This window comes from Methylobacterium amylolyticum, from assembly GCF_030700245.1.
GTDB lineage: Bacteria > Pseudomonadota > Alphaproteobacteria > Rhizobiales > Beijerinckiaceae > Methylobacterium.
In genome coordinates, this window is record NZ_JAUYZI010000004.1 from 129,221 (window position 1) to 142,967 (window position 13,747).

Here is a 13,747-nt window from a genome sequence, read left to right on the forward strand (position 1 = left end):
CCTGACCTGCCGCGCCCGGTCCGCCACCCGCGTGCCCGGTCCGCCCCCTGCCTGAACGGCGACACCCGCCCGCCCCATCCCGGCCGCGTGCCTCGCCGTGGCGGCGCCCCGGCCGCGAGACCGGGGAACCGGCGCGAAAACCCACGCCCGCCCGGCACCTGCGGGCGCGGGCCACCCGCTGTCAAGGCTGGCAGGTGGGCACGCGGGCGCCGGTTGGCAAATGCGGCGGCGCGCCCCACGCCGTCCCGGGCGGTCCCCGCTCCCGGTCGCTCAGCGGATGCGCTCCAGGTCGACGAAGGCGAACGGGTGCGCGTCGCGGGGGCCGGCCGGGTGCGCCTCGCGCAGGGTCTCCCGGAAGTTCGCCCGGTCGAAGGCGGGAAAGCGCGCGTCGCCCGCGGGCTCGGCCTCGACCTCGGTGAGATGGATCCGGTCGGCCTCGGGCAGGGCCAGCGCGTAGATCTCGGCCCCGCCGACCACCATCAGCGTCGCGTCCGCGGCGGCGGCGAGCGCCGCGTCCCAGCCGTGGACGACCTCCGAGCCCGCAGCGGAGAAGCCCGCGTCGCGGGTCAGCACCAGGGTGCGCCGCCCCGGCAGCGGCCGGCCGATCGAGTCCCAGGTGCGCCGGCCCATCAGGATCGGCCGGCCCATCGTCAGCGCCTTGAACCGCTTCAGGTCGCTCGACAGGTGCCACGCGAGGCCGTTGTCGCGGCCGATCACGCCGTTGCGGGCGACCGCCGCCACCAGGGCGATCATGCTCGGGCGCCTCATCGCGCCCCGCCACGGCCGGACCCGCCCGCGCCCGGTCGCGCGCGCCCGGCCCCGGCCTCACCGATCTCCCGCGGCATCCTGCCTCCCTCGCGCCCGGCGCGCCTGTTCCCGCGCCCCGGACCGGGCGCGGGGCGCCGCTCCCGGGATAGAGACGTTCCGGCCCGGGGAGAAGCGCGACCCGCGGACAGTCGCGCGATGTCCCCCGCTCCGCGGCTGCGGGCGCCGCTACAGGCGCGCGCGGGCCTCCTCCGGGACCGGCTGGCACGGGACGAACAGGCTCACGAACCAGAACAGCGTGATCGCCGCGATGGCGGCAGCACTTCCGAAGAAGGGGCTGAGCAGCAGGGCGGCGACCGCGCTGTGCTGCCACAGCACGGCGAAGGCGGCGATGCCGCCCAGGATCGACGCGATGGCCACGCGGATGATGCAGCACTCCGACGCTTGCATCACGACCTCCTTCCGCTAGTTTCAACCATAAGCTGCAACTATGGCTCGGCTGTTCAACGGTGCAGAGTACTGACACGGGACGATGGGACCCGGCCCGGGAGAGCCCCTCCGTGGGCCGGCGCGCGGACGAGAGCCCCGCGCATCGGCGGCGTGACGGGGCTCGGCCGGGTTACGGGAACACTCCGGGTCACGGGAACTCGTCCGGGACAGGCACGTCCGGAGCGTCACGGCGCACGCGGGTGCGGGCCGGCCGGCGGTTCCGCGGGAGGCGGGGAAGCGCGCCGCCGCGCGGGTCGGGAATGCGCCGGAGCGGCGCCAACATACATCAGCGCGCGGATCCCGCGCGCCTGCTTAGGTGCCGCCTCGTCGATCGAGGAGGCCGGGACAGGATGCGCGTCGTCGCCTTCATGGCGCTCTGCTTCAGCGCGCCGGTCGGGATGATCCTGTTCACGGCATGGACCGCCGCGACGGGATGGTCCGGTCTCGTCATGGCCGATGCCGAGGTCGCGCTGCTCATCGCGGCGACCGCGTCGACCAGCGTCGCGTTCGCGCTCGGGGCGCGATCACGATCGCGCTGAACCGGCGCAGCGGGCGTGCCGGAGGCCGCGGGATGGGATATGCGATCCGTCGCCGTGCTCGATGATGCCTTCACATACGGCGGCGGCTTCGTCGCCGTTATCGCGCTCTGCGCCGCGGTGTGGCTGGCGCTGCGTCTGTACCCGAGCTTCGAGGCGTTCGTCCGCGGCTTCGACGACGAGATGCACCTCTCGGACACCGCCGAGGAGCGGGCCTGGGCCGCGCGCCGGGCCCGGGTCGTGCGCGTCACGCTGATTCTCGCGCTCGTGGGCGCCGTGTCGCTCGCGATCGGGTACGCCATTCCCGGGTGAGCCGCCGGCCCGGAAGCCGCCGCGCGAACCGGGTGTCATCCTACCGTCGCGCATCCGGGGGCATGACGGCCCGGAACAGGCGGCGGGCGCAAGGCATGCTGATCGTCGAGGATCTGACGCGCCGGTACGGCAGCCGGCACGCGGTCGACCGCATCTCCCTGCGGATCGAGCCCGGCAGCTTCGTCGGCGTGATCGGCCGGTCGGGGGCCGGCAAGTCCACCCTCCTGCGCATGCTCAACCGCCTCGCGGAGCCGACCGACGGGCGGATCCTGTTCGACGGGGTCGACGTCACCCGGCTGCGCGGGCGGGCGCTGCGCCGCTGGCGCGCCCGCTGCGCCATGGTGTTCCAGCAGTTCAACCTCGTCGGCCGCCTCGACGTGCTGACCAACGTCCTGATGGGACGCCTCAGCCGCGCCCCGAGCCACCGCGCGCTCCTGAAGCTCTGGTCGGCGCAGGACCGGGCGCTGGCGCTCGCCGCCCTCGAAGGCTTCGACATGGGCCAGTTCGCCGGCAACCGGGCCGACCAGCTCTCGGGCGGCCAGCAGCAGCGCGTCGCCATCGCCCGCGCCCTGGTGCAGGAGCCCGACATCATCCTCGCGGACGAGCCGGTCGCCTCGCTCGACCCGCGCAACACCAAGCTGGTGATGGACGCACTGGCCGATGCCAACAGGCGCCTCGGCATCACCGTGCTGTGCAACCTGCACTCGCTCGACCTCGCCCGCGCCTATTGCGACCGCCTGATCGGGCTGGCGGACGGGCGCGTGGTGTTCGACGGACGCGCCTTCGACCTGACCGAGGACGTGGCGCAGCGCCTCTACGGCCTGGAGGCCGGCGAGGTGATGGACCGCCGGACGCCCGAAGCGGCGCATCCGCCGGTCGGGGCCGCCCTCGTCGCCTGACCGGAGCGCTCTCCGCCGAGATCGGTCCGGTTCGGCGCAGGAGCGCGCGCCGGAACACGGACTCAGAGCCCACGACCACAGGAGACCGAGATGCCGACCCGTCGTCTGTTCGCCGGCGCCCTCGCCGCGCTCGCCCTCGCCGCGCCCCTCCGCGCCGCGCCCGCCGCCGCCCAGGACTGGAAGGTAAAGGTTCCCGAGCTGACGCTCGCCGTGATCCCGGTCGAGAACGCGACCGGCACGGCCGACCGCTACGCGCCGCTCACCGCGTACCTGTCGAAGGCGCTCGGCGTGCCGGTGAAGCTCCGGGTCGCCAACGACTACGCCGCGGTGATCGAGGGGCAGCGCGCCGGCAACATCCAGATCGCCTTCTACGGCCCCGCCTCCTTCGCCCGCGCGGTGATGACCGGGGTGAAGGTCGAGCCTGTGGTCAACCAGAAGCACGAGAACGGCGTCTCGGGCTACCACTCGGTGCTCTACGTGCGCGCCGACAGCCCCTACCGGACGCTCGAAGACCTGAAGGGCAAGAACCTCGCCCTGGTCGACCCGAACTCCACCTCCGGCAACCAGGCGCCGCGCTACTTCCTGCAGAAGGCCGGGATCGAGGTCGATAAGTTCTTCGGCAAGACGGTCTATGCCGGCAGCCACGAGAACGCCGTGCTCGCCCTCGTGCAGGGCACCGCGGACGCCGCGGCCAACCTCTGGAACTCCGAGACCGACACCGTCGTCACCCGCATGGCGACCAAGGGCATGCTGAAGAAGCCCGACGGGACGCCGATGGGCCAGTCCGACTTCCGGGTGGTGTTCAAGTCCGAGTTCCTGCCCGAGGGGCCGTTCGCCGTGCTGGCGAGCCTGCCGGACGACCTGAAGGCGAAGATCCGCGCGGCGTTCCTCGCCCTGCCCAAGGCCGACAAGGCCGCCTTCGACCGGCTCTCGGACGGCAAGGACCTCGACCTCACGCCGGTGACGCTGAAGGATTACCAGCCGATCATCGACATGCTGCGCTTCAACGACGACCAGCGCCGCAAGTCCTGATCCGCCGGTTCCGAGCGTGAGCATGGACACGCGGATCGTCCCGCTCGCGCCCGGGCGCGCCGCGGCGCTGGAGAGCGCCTACGCCCGGGCGGTCGCGGCCACGCGGCGGCGGACGATCCTGACGCTCGCCGCAATCGCCGTCCTGGCGGTGGCCGCGGGCTTCGCCGCGGAGGTGCGGCCGCTGGTGCTCGCCGAGAACATCGGCAACTTCACCGCCTATCTCGGGCGGATCCTGCCCCACCTCACCCTGGGCAACCTGCGCGGCGACCTCGCCGAGTGGTACTGGGGCCTGCCGAAATGGGCGGCGCTGCTGGGTGAGACCCTGCTGATGGCCTATCTCGGCACGCTGCTCGGCGGGCTCGCGGCGTTCCTGCTCTGCTTCGGTGCCGCGGAGAACCTCGCCCGCACCCGGGCCGGCCGGTTCCTGACCCGGCGCGCCCTGGAATTCGCCCGCACGGTGCCGGAGATCGTGTTCGCGCTGCTGTTCGTGATCGCCTTCGGCCTCGGGCCGATGGTCGGGGTGATGGCGCTCGCGATCCACACCGCCGGCGCCCTCGGCAAGCTGTTCTCGGAGGTCGTCGAGAACATCGACATGAAGCCGGTCGAGGGGCTGGTCGCCTCGGGCGCGACCCGGGTCGCGGCGATCCGCTTCGCCGTGCTGCCGCAGGTCGCCTCGAACTTCGCCTCCTACGGGCTGCTGCGCTTCGAGATCAACGTGCGCGGCGCGGGCGTGATGGGCTTCGTCGGCGCCGGCGGGATCGGGCAGGAGCTGCTCGTGGCGATCCGCAACTTCTACTACACTGACGTGAGCGCGATCCTGCTGATGATCGTCGCGACGGTGATGCTGATCGACCTCGGCACCGAGCGCCTGCGCCATCACCTGATCGGCCTGGAGCACGGGCGATGAGCGGCGGGCATACCAGCCGCGGGCACGCGGTCGAGGTGGCGGCCCTGCGGGCCCGCTACCCGGACGCCTTCCGCATCGCCTGGCCCGCCCGACTCGCGACCGTGGGCGTGCTGCTCGGCCTCGCGGGGCTCACCGCCTTCGCCCTGTGGCGCCTCGACGTCTCCGCCGCCCGGATCCTGAACGGCCTCGGCCGGCTCGGCGCGTTCGCGGTGCTGATGCTGCCGCCCTCGGCCGGCGGGCGGTTCCCGGATTTCCTGCACGCGCTCGCCGAGACGCTGGGCATCGCCTTCCTCGGCACCCTGACCGCGGCGCTCCTCGCCTTCCCGGTCGCGTTCCTCGCCGCGCGCAACGTGGTGCCGAACCCCTTCGTCCACTTCGCCGTGCGGCGCGGCCTCGACGTGCTGCGGTCGGTCGACGTGCTGATCTGGGCGCTGATCTGGATCAACGTGGTCGGGCTCGGCCCGTTCGCGGGGGCGCTCGCCATCGCCTGCTCGGATATCGGAGCGCTCGGCAAGCTGTTCTCCGAGGCGGTCGAGACCGCCGACCGCAAGGCCGTGGAGGGCGTCACCGCCGCGGGCGGCGGCGGGTTGCACCGGGTGCGCTTCGGCCTCGTGCCCGCCGTGCTGCCGGTGCTGGGCAGCCAAGTGCTGTACTTCTTCGAGTCGAACACCCGCTCGGCCACGATCATCGGCATCGTCGGGGCGGGCGGCATCGGCCAGTACCTCACCGAGCTGATCCGCGTGCTCGAACTCCAGCAGGTCTCCTGCCTCGTGCTGATGATCCTCGTGACCGTCGCGGTGATCGACGCGGTCTCCGGCCGCCTGCGCCGGGCGCTGATCGGCGGCGAGGCGCGGTAGCGTCATTCCACCACGAGTTCGAGCCGGTCGGCGGCGAACAGCGTGCGCGTCGCCTCGATGCGCCGCCCCTCCGGGTCGACGTTGACGCTCGCCACCGCCAGCAGCGGCCGGCCCGGGGCGAGATCGAGCCGGGCCGCCTCCTCGGGGGTGGCGCCACGCGCGCCGATCCGCGTCGAGAGGCGGGTGTAGTCCTCGACCCCGAAATCCTTGAAGGCGCGGGTGATCGAGCCGAGGCGGGCGTAGGCCGCCGCGAAGCCGGAGAACCGCGGCAGCGGCAGGGCGATCCGCGCCGTCGAGATCGGCGTCCCGTCCGCCCGGTGCACGGTCAGCATCTCGACGACCGGCGTGCCCGGCGCGACGCCCAGCGCCTCCGCCGTCTCGGGATCGGCGGGGATCTCGGCCGCCGCGATCAGCTCGCCCCGCGCCTCGCGCCCGGCCCGGGAGATGTTCTCGGAGAAGCGCGTGCGCCGGCCGATCGGGTAGGGGATCTGGCCCCGCTCTACGAAGGTGCCGCGCCCCTGCGTCGCCCGCACGAGGCCGCGTTCCGCGAGCGCCGCGAGCGCCCGCCGCACCGTGTGCCGGTTCACCCCGAACCGGGCCGCCAGCGCCGCCTCGGTCGGGAGCTGGCTGCCGGCGGAAAGCGCGCCGCTTCCGATCTCGTCGGCCAGGGCGTCGGCGATCTGTCGCCACGCCGTGAGCCCGGCGCCGCGCAGCAGCGGCGGGTCGGAGGGCGTCACGGAGGTGTCGCGGGCGTCGGTCATCAGGTCGCGGGGATCCCTTGCGTCCGCACATCCGGTTGTCTACAACACTAGACAAATAGGAATCGCAGCGCGATGTCGAGCAGCGAAACACCAGCCGGTGCCGCGGCGCCAGAGGTCGCGGCGCGACAGGCTGCCATGGCGCTCGCGGGCGCGGCCACCCTCGCCGAACTGCGCGCCGCCTTGAGTGACGCCGGGCTGCCCGACCGGGCCGAGGATCTGCGCGCGCCCGAGACCGGCCTCGTGATGACCCGCGGGCGGATCGGCGGCGACGGCCGGGCCTTCAATCTCGGCGAGGCGACGGTGACCCGGGCTGCGGTGCGGCTGCCCGGCGGCGAGACCGGCTTCGCCTACCATCTCGGCCGCGACCGCCCGAAGGCGCGGCTCGCCGCGATCCTCGACGCGCACTGGCAGAACCCCGCGCACCGCCCCGCGGTCGAGGCCGCCCTGGGCGCCGTGGCGGACCGGCGGGCCGGCGCGGCGCGGGCCCGCGCCCGGCGGGCGGCGGCCACCCGGGTCAACTTCTTCACCCTGGTCCGCGGAGAGGATTGATGGCGCTCCGCCCCGGCTTCGCCGACCCGGTCCACGACGCGCAAGCGGTGTTCCGCGCCGCCCTGGACGCGCTGAGCCGGCCCGCCCGCGTCCGCCCGCTGCCGACCGCGCTCGCGCCGCCGGCCCCGCTGAGCCCGGAACTCGCCGCCCTGGCGCTCGCGCTGGCGGATGCCGACACGCCGCTCTGGCTCGACCCGCCGCTCGCCGGCTCGGACGACGTGGCCGCGTTCCTGCGCTTCCACACCGGGGCGCCGCTGACGGCGGACCCGGCCGAGGCCGCCTTCGCGCTGATCGCCGACCCGGCCCGCTGCCCGGACTTCGCGGCCTTCGCGCGCGGGGCGCCGGATTATCCCGACCGCTCGGCGACGCTGATCCTCGCCCTGCGGCACCTCGACGACGCGGCCGGCCCGGCCTTCGCGGGACCCGGCATCCGCGGCCGGGCGCGGATCGACGCGGGGCCCGTGCCGGCGGACTGGGCGGGGCGGCTCGCGGAGAACGCCGCGGCCTTCCCGCTCGGGATCGACCTCATTCTCACCGCCCCCGGCCGGATCGCCGGGCTGCCGCGCGCGGCGCGGCTCCTCCAGCCGGCGGAGGCCTGAGCCGCATGTACGTGGCCGTGAAGGGCGGCGAGGCCGCCATCGACAACGCCCACCGGCTGCTGGCCGAGCGGCGCCGGGGCGACCCGGCCGTCCCGGAGCTCACCGTGGCGCAGATCCGCGAGCAGATGAGCCTGCTCGTCGACCGGGTGATGGCCGAGGGCTCGCTCTACGACCCCGACCTCGCGGCGCTCGCCCTGAAGCAGGCCCGCGGCGACGTGGTCGAGGCGGTGTTCCTGGTGCGCGCCTACCGCACCACCCTGCCGCGCTTCGGCGCGAGCGTGCCGGTCGAGACCGGCGCCATGGCGGTCGACCGCCGGGTCTCGGCGACCTTCAAGGACATGCCGGGCGGTCAGGTGCTCGGGCCGACCTTCGACTACACCCACCGGCTGATCGACTTCGCGCTCGCCGCCGCGGGCGAGCCCGAGCCCGCCGCGGAGGCCGAGCCCGGCCCCGACGCCGCCCTCTGCCCGCGGGTCACCGACATCCTGGGTCAGGCCGGGCTGCTCGAAGCCTCGCCGCCGGAGGCGGGGGCGCCGGTCGGCGACCTGACCCGCGAGGCGGTGGATTTTCCGGCCGACCGGGCGGTGCGGCTCCAGGCGCTCGCCCGCGGCGACGAGGGCTTCGTGCTGGCGCTCGGCTACTCGACCCAGCGCGGCTACGGCCGCACCCACCCGTTCGTCGGCGAGATCCGCTGCGGCACGGTGGCGGTCGAGTTCGTGCCCGAGGAACTGGGCTTCTCCGTCCCTCTGGGCGACGTGCCGCTGACCGAGTGCCAGATGGTCAACCAGTTCCACGGCAGCGGCGACGTCCCGCCCCAGTTCACCCGCGGCTACGGCCTCGTCTTCGGCCAGGGCGAGCGCAAGGCCATGGCGATGGCGCTGGTCGACCGCTCCCTGCGGGCCTCCGAACTCGGCGAGGCGGTCGGAGCCCCGGCGCAGGATCAGGAATTCGTCCTCGCCCACTGCGACAGCCTCCAGGCGACCGGCTTCGTGGAACACCTGAAGCTGCCCCACTACGTCGACTTCCAGGCGGAGCTGGAGCTGGTCCGGCGCCTGCGCGCCGAGCACGCGGCGGCCCGCGCCCAGGGCGACGCCCCGATCCGGGAGGCCGCCGAATGAGTGCCGCGTCCGCCCTGCCGGAGACCGGCTACAACTTCGCCTACCTCGACGAGGGCACCAAGCGGATGATCCGCCGGGCGATCCTCAAGGCGGTCGCCGTGCCGGGCTATCAGGTGCCTTTCGCCGCCCGCGAGATGCCGATGCCCTACGGCTGGGGCACCGGCGGCGTGCAGGTCACCGCCGCGATCCTGGGGGCCTCGGACGTGCTCAAGGTGATCGACCAGGGTGCCGACGACACCACCAACGCGGTCTCGATCCGCCGCTTCTTCGGCCGCACCGCGGGCGTCGCCACCACGACTCGGACGTGCGAGGCGAGCGTGATCCAGACCCGCCACCGGATCCCCGAGACCCCGCTCACCGAGGATCAGATCCTCGTCTATCAGGTGCCGATCCCGGAGCCCTTGCGCTTCCTCGAACCGCGCGAGACCGAGACGCGCCAGCTCCACGCGCTCGGCGAGTACGGGCTGATGCACGTGAAGCTCTACGAGGACATCGCCCGCCACGGCCACATCGCCACCACCTACGCCTACCCGGTGGAGGTGGCCGGCCGCTACGTGATGGACCCCTCGCCGACGCCGAAGTTCGACAACCCGAAGATGGACGACTGCCCCGCCCTCCAGCTCTTCGGCGCGGGCCGCGAGAAGCGCATCTACGCGGTGCCGCCCTACACGCGGGTGCGCAGCCTCGATTTCGAGGATCACCCGTTCCGGGTCCAGAGCTTCGACCGCCCCTGCGCCCTGTGCGGGGCGGCGGACGTCTACCTCGACGAGGTGGTGCTGGACGATGCCGGCGGGCGGATGTTCGTCTGCTCCGACACCGACCATTGCGAGGCGCGCCGCGCCGCGGGCCATGCGGGGGAGCAGGCGGCATGACCGGCGAGATCACCGGCGAGATGACCGGCGTGAGCGGACCGCTCCTCGACGTGCGCGGCCTGACCAAGCGCTACGGCCCGCGCCGCGCCTGCGACGGCGTCGGCTTCACCCTCCACCCGGGCGAGGTGCTGGCGGTGGTGGGCGAGTCGGGCTCCGGCAAGTCGACCCTGCTCGGCCTGATCGCGGGCGAGATCGCGGCGGATGCCGGCACCGTCTCCTACCGGATGCGCGACGGCGTCACCCGCGAGCTGGCCGCCCTCGGGGCCGCCGAGCGCCGCGCCCTGATGCGCACCGACTGGGGCTTCGTCCGCCAGGACGCGACCCAGGGCCTGCGCATGGCGGTCTCGGCCGGCGGCAATGTCGGCGAGCGCCTGATGGGGGTGGGCGCGCGCCATTACGGCCGGATCCGCGCCGAGGCTCTGGACTGGCTCGCCCGGGTCGAGATCGACGCCGACCGGGTGGACGACCCGCCGACCCGGTTCTCCGGCGGCATGCGCCAGCGGCTCCAGATCGCCCGCAACCTCGTCACCGCGCCGCGCCTCGTGCTGATGGACGAGCCGACCTCCGGCCTCGACGTCTCGGTCCAGGCCCGCCTCCTCGACACGATCCGCGGCCTCGTGGCCGAGCTGGGGCTCGCGGTGATCATCGTCACCCACGATCTGGCGGTGGCGCGCCTGCTGTCCCACCGGGTCCTCGTGATGCGCGGCGGCCGGGTGATCGAGACGGGGCTGACCGACCAAGTGCTCGACGACCCCCAGGCCGCCTACACCCAGCTCCTCGTGGCCTCGGTGCTCACCGCATGAACCCGGTCCTGGCCTTCGACGACGTGGGCAAGAGCTTCACCCTGCACCTGCGCGGGGGCGTGACCCTGCCGGTGATCGCCGCCGCGAGCTTCACGGTGGATCCGGGCGAGTGCGTCGTGCTCGGCGGCGCCTCGGGGGCGGGCAAATCCTCGCTCCTGAAGATGGCCTACGGCAACTATCGCTGCGCGCGCGGCGCCATCCGGGTCCGGGACGGCGACCGGGTCGTGGACGTGGCGACCGCCGAGCCCCGCGAGATCCTGGCGCTGCGCCGCCGGGTGGTGGCCTACGTCTCGCAGTTCCTGCGGGTCATCCCCCGGGTCGGCGCCCGCGCGGTGGTGGAGGCGGCCGGAATCGAGGGCGGCCTGACGGCGGAGGCGGCGCGCACCCGCGCCGCCGACCTGCTCGCGCGCCTCGCCCTGCCCGAGCGGCTCTGGGAGCTGCCGCCGGCGACCTTCTCGGGGGGCGAGCAGCAGCGGGTCAACATCGCCCGCGGCCTGATCGCCGAGCGCCCGCTGCTGCTGCTCGACGAGCCGACCGCCTCCCTCGACGCGGGCAACCGCGCCGCGGTGGTGGAGCTGATCCGCGAGCGGCGGGCGGCCGGGGCGGCGATCCTCGGGATCTTCCACGACGCCGACGTGCGCGAGGCCGTGGCGACCCGGATCGTCGACGTGGCGGGCTTCCGCCCGGCGGCGGCGGCGTGAGGGAGGCAGGCGCGATGAACGGCCGGATCGAGATCGTCGAGAACGCCCGGCTCGTCCTGCCGGACCGGGTCGAGGCCGGCTGGCTCGCGGTCGCGGACGGGCGCATCGCGCAGACCGGGACGGGGCGGGCGCCGGAGCGCGGCCTCGACTGCGACGGCGACTACCTGATCCCCGGACTCGTCGAGCTGCACACCGACCACCTGGAGAGCCACTACGCCCCGCGGCCGGGGGTGCGCTGGCACCCGCTCGGGGCGGTGCTCGCCTACGACGCGCAGATCGCGGCGTCGGGCATCACCACGGTGTTCGATTCGCTGCGCGCCGGCAGCGACCCGGACGGGAGCGGCCTCGGGCCGGAGCTGGAGGCGCTGGCCGAGGCGATCGGGCAGGCGCGGGCGGAGGGCCTGTTCCGGGTCGAGCACCGCACGCACCTGCGCTGCGAGCTGCCCTCGACCGACGTGGTCGACACGGTGGCGGACTTCGTCGCCCGCTACCCCGTCGGCCTGATCTCGCTGATGGACCACACGCCGGGGCAGCGCCAGTTCCGCGACATCGCCAAGTACTACCAGTATGCCGGCCGCGGCGGGCGCTCGCTGGAGGCGATCCAGGCCGGCACCGCCCTGAAGATCGAGCGGGGGCAGGCGCTCACCGCCGTCAGCCGGCCGGCGCTCGTGGCCCTGGCCCGCGCGCACGGCATCCCGCTCGCGAGCCACGACGACACGACGCCGGACGACGTCGCCCTGTCGCGCGCGGAGGGGGTGGCGCTCGCCGAGTTCCCGACCACCCGCGAGGCGGCGCAGGCCTCGCACGCGGCCGGGATCACCGTGATGATGGGGGCGCCGAACCTGATCCGCGGCGGCTCGCATTCCGGCAACGTCGCGGCGCAGGATCTCGCCGATGCCGGGCTCCTCAGCATCCTGTCCTCCGACTACGTGCCGGCGAGCCTGCTGATGGCGGCGTTCCAGTTGCCCGAGCGGGTGCCGGGCATCGATCTCCCGGCCGCCATCGCCACCGTGACCGCCAACCCCGCCCGCGCCACCGGCCTCGACGACCGCGGCCGGCTCGCGCCGGGCCTGCGCGCCGACCTCGTCCGTGTGCGGGTGGCCCGGGGCGTGCCCGTGGTGCGCGCGGTCTGGCGCGCGGGCGTGCGGGTGGCGTGATGGCGGGCCGCGCGGGAACGGCCGAGCTGACGACGGGTGCGGTGATGACGGGCGGCTTCGTCCTCGTGGTCGGCCCGAGCGGGGCGGGCAAGGACACCCTGATCCGGCTGGCCCGCGACGCGCTGGCGGGCGACCCGCGCTTCGTCTTCCCGCGCCGCCTCGTCACCCGGCCGCCCTCGGCCCACGAGGACAACGCCGAGATCGCGGAGGAGGATTTCGCGCGCGGTGCGGAGGCGGGCGCCTTCGCCCTGTCCTGGCGGGCGCACGGCCTCGGCTACGCGATCCCCGCCGAGACCCTGGCGGCGGTGCGAGAGGGGCGGTGCGTGGTCTGCAACGTCTCCCGCCGGGTGGTGGCGGAGGCGCGCCGGGCGCTCCCCGGGGTGCGCGTCGTGAACGTGACCGCGGCGCCCGAGATCCTGGCCGCCCGCCTCGCCGCCCGGGGCCGGGCGGAGGACGGCGACCTGGGCGCCCGCCTCGCCCGCGAGGCGCCGCGGGCGGCGCCGACCGGGGCCGACCTCACCCTCGTCAACGAGGGCGCGCCCGCGGCCGCGGGCGCGCGGCTCGTCGCGTTCCTGCGGCAGGCGCCTACCAGCTCGGCAGCACCGTGCCCCCGAACGTCTTCTCGATGAACGCCTTGGTCTCGGGGGTGCGGTAGCTCTCGACCAGCGCCTTGACCCAGGGCTGGTCGCGGTCGGCCTCGCGCACGGCGAGGATGTTCACGTAGGGCCCTTTCGGGTCCTCCCGCAGCAGCGCGTCCGAGGGCTTGAGGCCGGCCGGGGTCGCGTAGTTGGTGTTGATCGCCGCCGCGTCGACGTCGTCCAGCGCCCGGGGCGTCTGCGCCGCGTCGACCTCGATGAACCGGAGCTTGCGCGGGTTCTCGACGATGTCGGCGGGCGTCGGCTTGAAGCCGGTGCCGGGCCGCAGCTTGATCACGCCCTTGTCCTGCAAGAGCAGCAGCGAGCGCCCGCCGTTGGTCGGGTCGTTCTGGATGGCGATCGTGCCGCCGTTCGGGACCGCATCGAAGCTCTTGTGGCGCTTCGAGTAGATGCCGAGCGGGAAGTTCACGGTCTGCGCGACGCTGACGAGCTTGTAGCCGCGATCGGCCTTCTGGTTGTCGAGGAAGGGCTGGTTCTGGAACGAATTCGCCTCGATCTCGCCCGCCGACAGCGCCTCGTTCGGCACGACGTAGTCCGAGAACTCGATGATCTGGAGGTCGAGTCCGTTCTTGGCGGCCACCGGCTTCACGGCTTCGAGGATCTGCGCGTGCGGCCCCGGCGTCGCGCCGATGCGCACGCGTTTGGGCGCCTGCGCCTGGGCGGACATCTGCGCCGGCAGCATCTGGACGGGGAGAGCGAGCAGGGCGGCGAGCGCCAGGGCGCGCAGCATGGCG

At 74.2% G+C, this 13,747-nt stretch carries 18 protein-coding genes; 14 read left to right on the plus strand and 4 right to left on the minus strand.

Annotated features, from left to right (window positions below; translation table 11 throughout):
- Nucleotides 1-270 precede the first annotated feature (270 nt).
- Both Q8W71_RS04870 and Q8W71_RS04875 read right to left on the minus strand, forming a co-directional pair.
- Complete coding sequence (locus Q8W71_RS04870; protein WP_305524207.1) at nucleotides 271-768, minus strand: dihydrofolate reductase; 498 nt, start codon at nucleotides 766-768, stop codon at nucleotides 271-273.
- A 225-nt stretch (nucleotides 769-993) separates the two neighbouring features.
- Nucleotides 994-1,215 carry a hypothetical protein gene (locus Q8W71_RS04875; protein WP_305524208.1) on the minus strand — a complete coding sequence of 74 codons (222 nt, stop codon included), beginning with the start codon at nucleotides 1,213-1,215 and terminating at the stop codon, nucleotides 994-996.
- A gap of 389 nt (nucleotides 1,216-1,604) precedes the next feature.
- Here Q8W71_RS04875 and Q8W71_RS04880 point away from each other — a divergent pair, with 389 nt between their 5' ends.
- The 6 genes from Q8W71_RS04880 to phnE (Q8W71_RS04905) all read left to right on the plus strand — a co-directional run bounded on the left by Q8W71_RS04880 (nucleotide 1,605) and on the right by phnE (Q8W71_RS04905) (nucleotide 5,797).
- Nucleotides 1,605-1,793 (plus strand): hypothetical protein, encoded by a 189-nt coding sequence (locus Q8W71_RS04880; protein WP_305524209.1) that lies wholly within the window; start codon nucleotides 1,605-1,607, stop codon nucleotides 1,791-1,793.
- Between the two features lie 39 nt (nucleotides 1,794-1,832).
- Nucleotides 1,833-2,102 (plus strand): hypothetical protein, encoded by a 270-nt coding sequence (locus Q8W71_RS04885; RefSeq protein WP_305524210.1) that lies wholly within the window; start codon nucleotides 1,833-1,835, stop codon nucleotides 2,100-2,102.
- A gap of 95 nt (nucleotides 2,103-2,197) precedes the next feature.
- Entirely contained in the window at nucleotides 2,198-3,001 is an 804-nt protein-coding gene (phnC, locus tag Q8W71_RS04890; protein ID WP_305524211.1) for a phosphonate ABC transporter ATP-binding protein, read from the plus strand.
- Nucleotides 3,002-3,091: 90 nt separating this feature from the next.
- Complete coding sequence (phnD, locus tag Q8W71_RS04895) at nucleotides 3,092-4,033, plus strand: phosphonate ABC transporter substrate-binding protein (protein ID WP_305524212.1); 942 nt, start codon at nucleotides 3,092-3,094, stop codon at nucleotides 4,031-4,033.
- 22 nt (nucleotides 4,034-4,055) lie between these two features.
- Entirely contained in the window at nucleotides 4,056-4,940 is an 885-nt protein-coding gene (gene phnE, locus Q8W71_RS04900) for a phosphonate ABC transporter, permease protein PhnE (protein WP_305524213.1), read from the plus strand.
- Nucleotides 4,937-5,797, plus strand: a complete 861-nt coding sequence (gene phnE, locus Q8W71_RS04905) for a phosphonate ABC transporter, permease protein PhnE (RefSeq protein ID WP_305524214.1) — start codon at nucleotides 4,937-4,939, stop codon at nucleotides 5,795-5,797. The genes phnE (Q8W71_RS04900) and phnE (Q8W71_RS04905) overlap by 4 nt, the downstream gene beginning before the upstream one ends.
- Before the next feature lie 2 nt (nucleotides 5,798-5,799).
- On the opposite strand, the gene phnF is transcribed toward phnE (Q8W71_RS04905), so the two are convergent.
- Nucleotides 5,800-6,558: a phosphonate metabolism transcriptional regulator PhnF gene (gene phnF, locus Q8W71_RS04910; protein WP_305524215.1), complete on the minus strand. Its 759-nt coding sequence runs from the start codon at nucleotides 6,556-6,558 to the stop codon at nucleotides 5,800-5,802.
- Nucleotides 6,559-6,630: 72 nt separating this feature from the next.
- Here phnF and phnG point away from each other — a divergent pair, with 72 nt between their 5' ends.
- From phnG to phnN, 8 genes are read left to right on the plus strand one after another with little or no spacing between them, the layout of a single operon-like run.
- Complete coding sequence (gene phnG / locus Q8W71_RS04915; protein WP_305524216.1) at nucleotides 6,631-7,107, plus strand: phosphonate C-P lyase system protein PhnG; 477 nt, start codon at nucleotides 6,631-6,633, stop codon at nucleotides 7,105-7,107.
- Nucleotides 7,107-7,706: a phosphonate C-P lyase system protein PhnH gene (phnH, locus tag Q8W71_RS04920; RefSeq protein ID WP_305524217.1), complete on the plus strand. Its 600-nt coding sequence runs from the start codon at nucleotides 7,107-7,109 to the stop codon at nucleotides 7,704-7,706. The genes phnG and phnH overlap by 1 nt, the downstream gene beginning before the upstream one ends.
- 5 nt (nucleotides 7,707-7,711) lie before the next feature.
- Nucleotides 7,712-8,824, plus strand: a complete 1,113-nt coding sequence (locus Q8W71_RS04925; protein WP_305524218.1) for a carbon-phosphorus lyase complex subunit — start codon at nucleotides 7,712-7,714, stop codon at nucleotides 8,822-8,824.
- On the plus strand, nucleotides 8,821-9,696 hold the full coding sequence (locus tag Q8W71_RS04930) for an alpha-D-ribose 1-methylphosphonate 5-phosphate C-P-lyase PhnJ (protein ID WP_305524219.1): 876 nt from the start codon (nucleotides 8,821-8,823) through the stop codon (nucleotides 9,694-9,696). The genes Q8W71_RS04925 and Q8W71_RS04930 overlap by 4 nt, the downstream gene beginning before the upstream one ends.
- Nucleotides 9,693-10,499, plus strand: a complete 807-nt coding sequence (gene phnK, locus Q8W71_RS04935) for a phosphonate C-P lyase system protein PhnK (RefSeq protein WP_305524220.1) — start codon at nucleotides 9,693-9,695, stop codon at nucleotides 10,497-10,499. Before Q8W71_RS04930 ends, phnK begins: the two co-directional genes overlap by 4 nt.
- Entirely contained in the window at nucleotides 10,496-11,200 is a 705-nt protein-coding gene (gene phnL, locus Q8W71_RS04940; protein ID WP_305524221.1) for a phosphonate C-P lyase system protein PhnL, read from the plus strand. The genes phnK and phnL overlap by 4 nt, the downstream gene beginning before the upstream one ends.
- Before the next feature lie 14 nt (nucleotides 11,201-11,214).
- Nucleotides 11,215-12,357 carry an alpha-D-ribose 1-methylphosphonate 5-triphosphate diphosphatase gene (locus Q8W71_RS04945; RefSeq protein ID WP_305524222.1) on the plus strand — a complete coding sequence of 381 codons (1,143 nt, stop codon included), beginning with the start codon at nucleotides 11,215-11,217 and terminating at the stop codon, nucleotides 12,355-12,357.
- A gap of 44 nt (nucleotides 12,358-12,401) precedes the next feature.
- Nucleotides 12,402-12,986 (plus strand): phosphonate metabolism protein/1,5-bisphosphokinase (PRPP-forming) PhnN, encoded by a 585-nt coding sequence (phnN, locus tag Q8W71_RS04950; RefSeq protein WP_305524271.1) that lies wholly within the window; start codon nucleotides 12,402-12,404, stop codon nucleotides 12,984-12,986.
- Here the strand turns inward: phnN and Q8W71_RS04955 are convergent.
- Nucleotides 12,943-13,743, minus strand: a complete 801-nt coding sequence (locus tag Q8W71_RS04955; RefSeq protein WP_370875339.1) for a MetQ/NlpA family ABC transporter substrate-binding protein — start codon at nucleotides 13,741-13,743, stop codon at nucleotides 12,943-12,945. The two genes, phnN and Q8W71_RS04955, sit on opposite strands and share 44 nt — an antisense overlap.
- Between the last annotated feature and the right edge of the window lie 4 nt (nucleotides 13,744-13,747).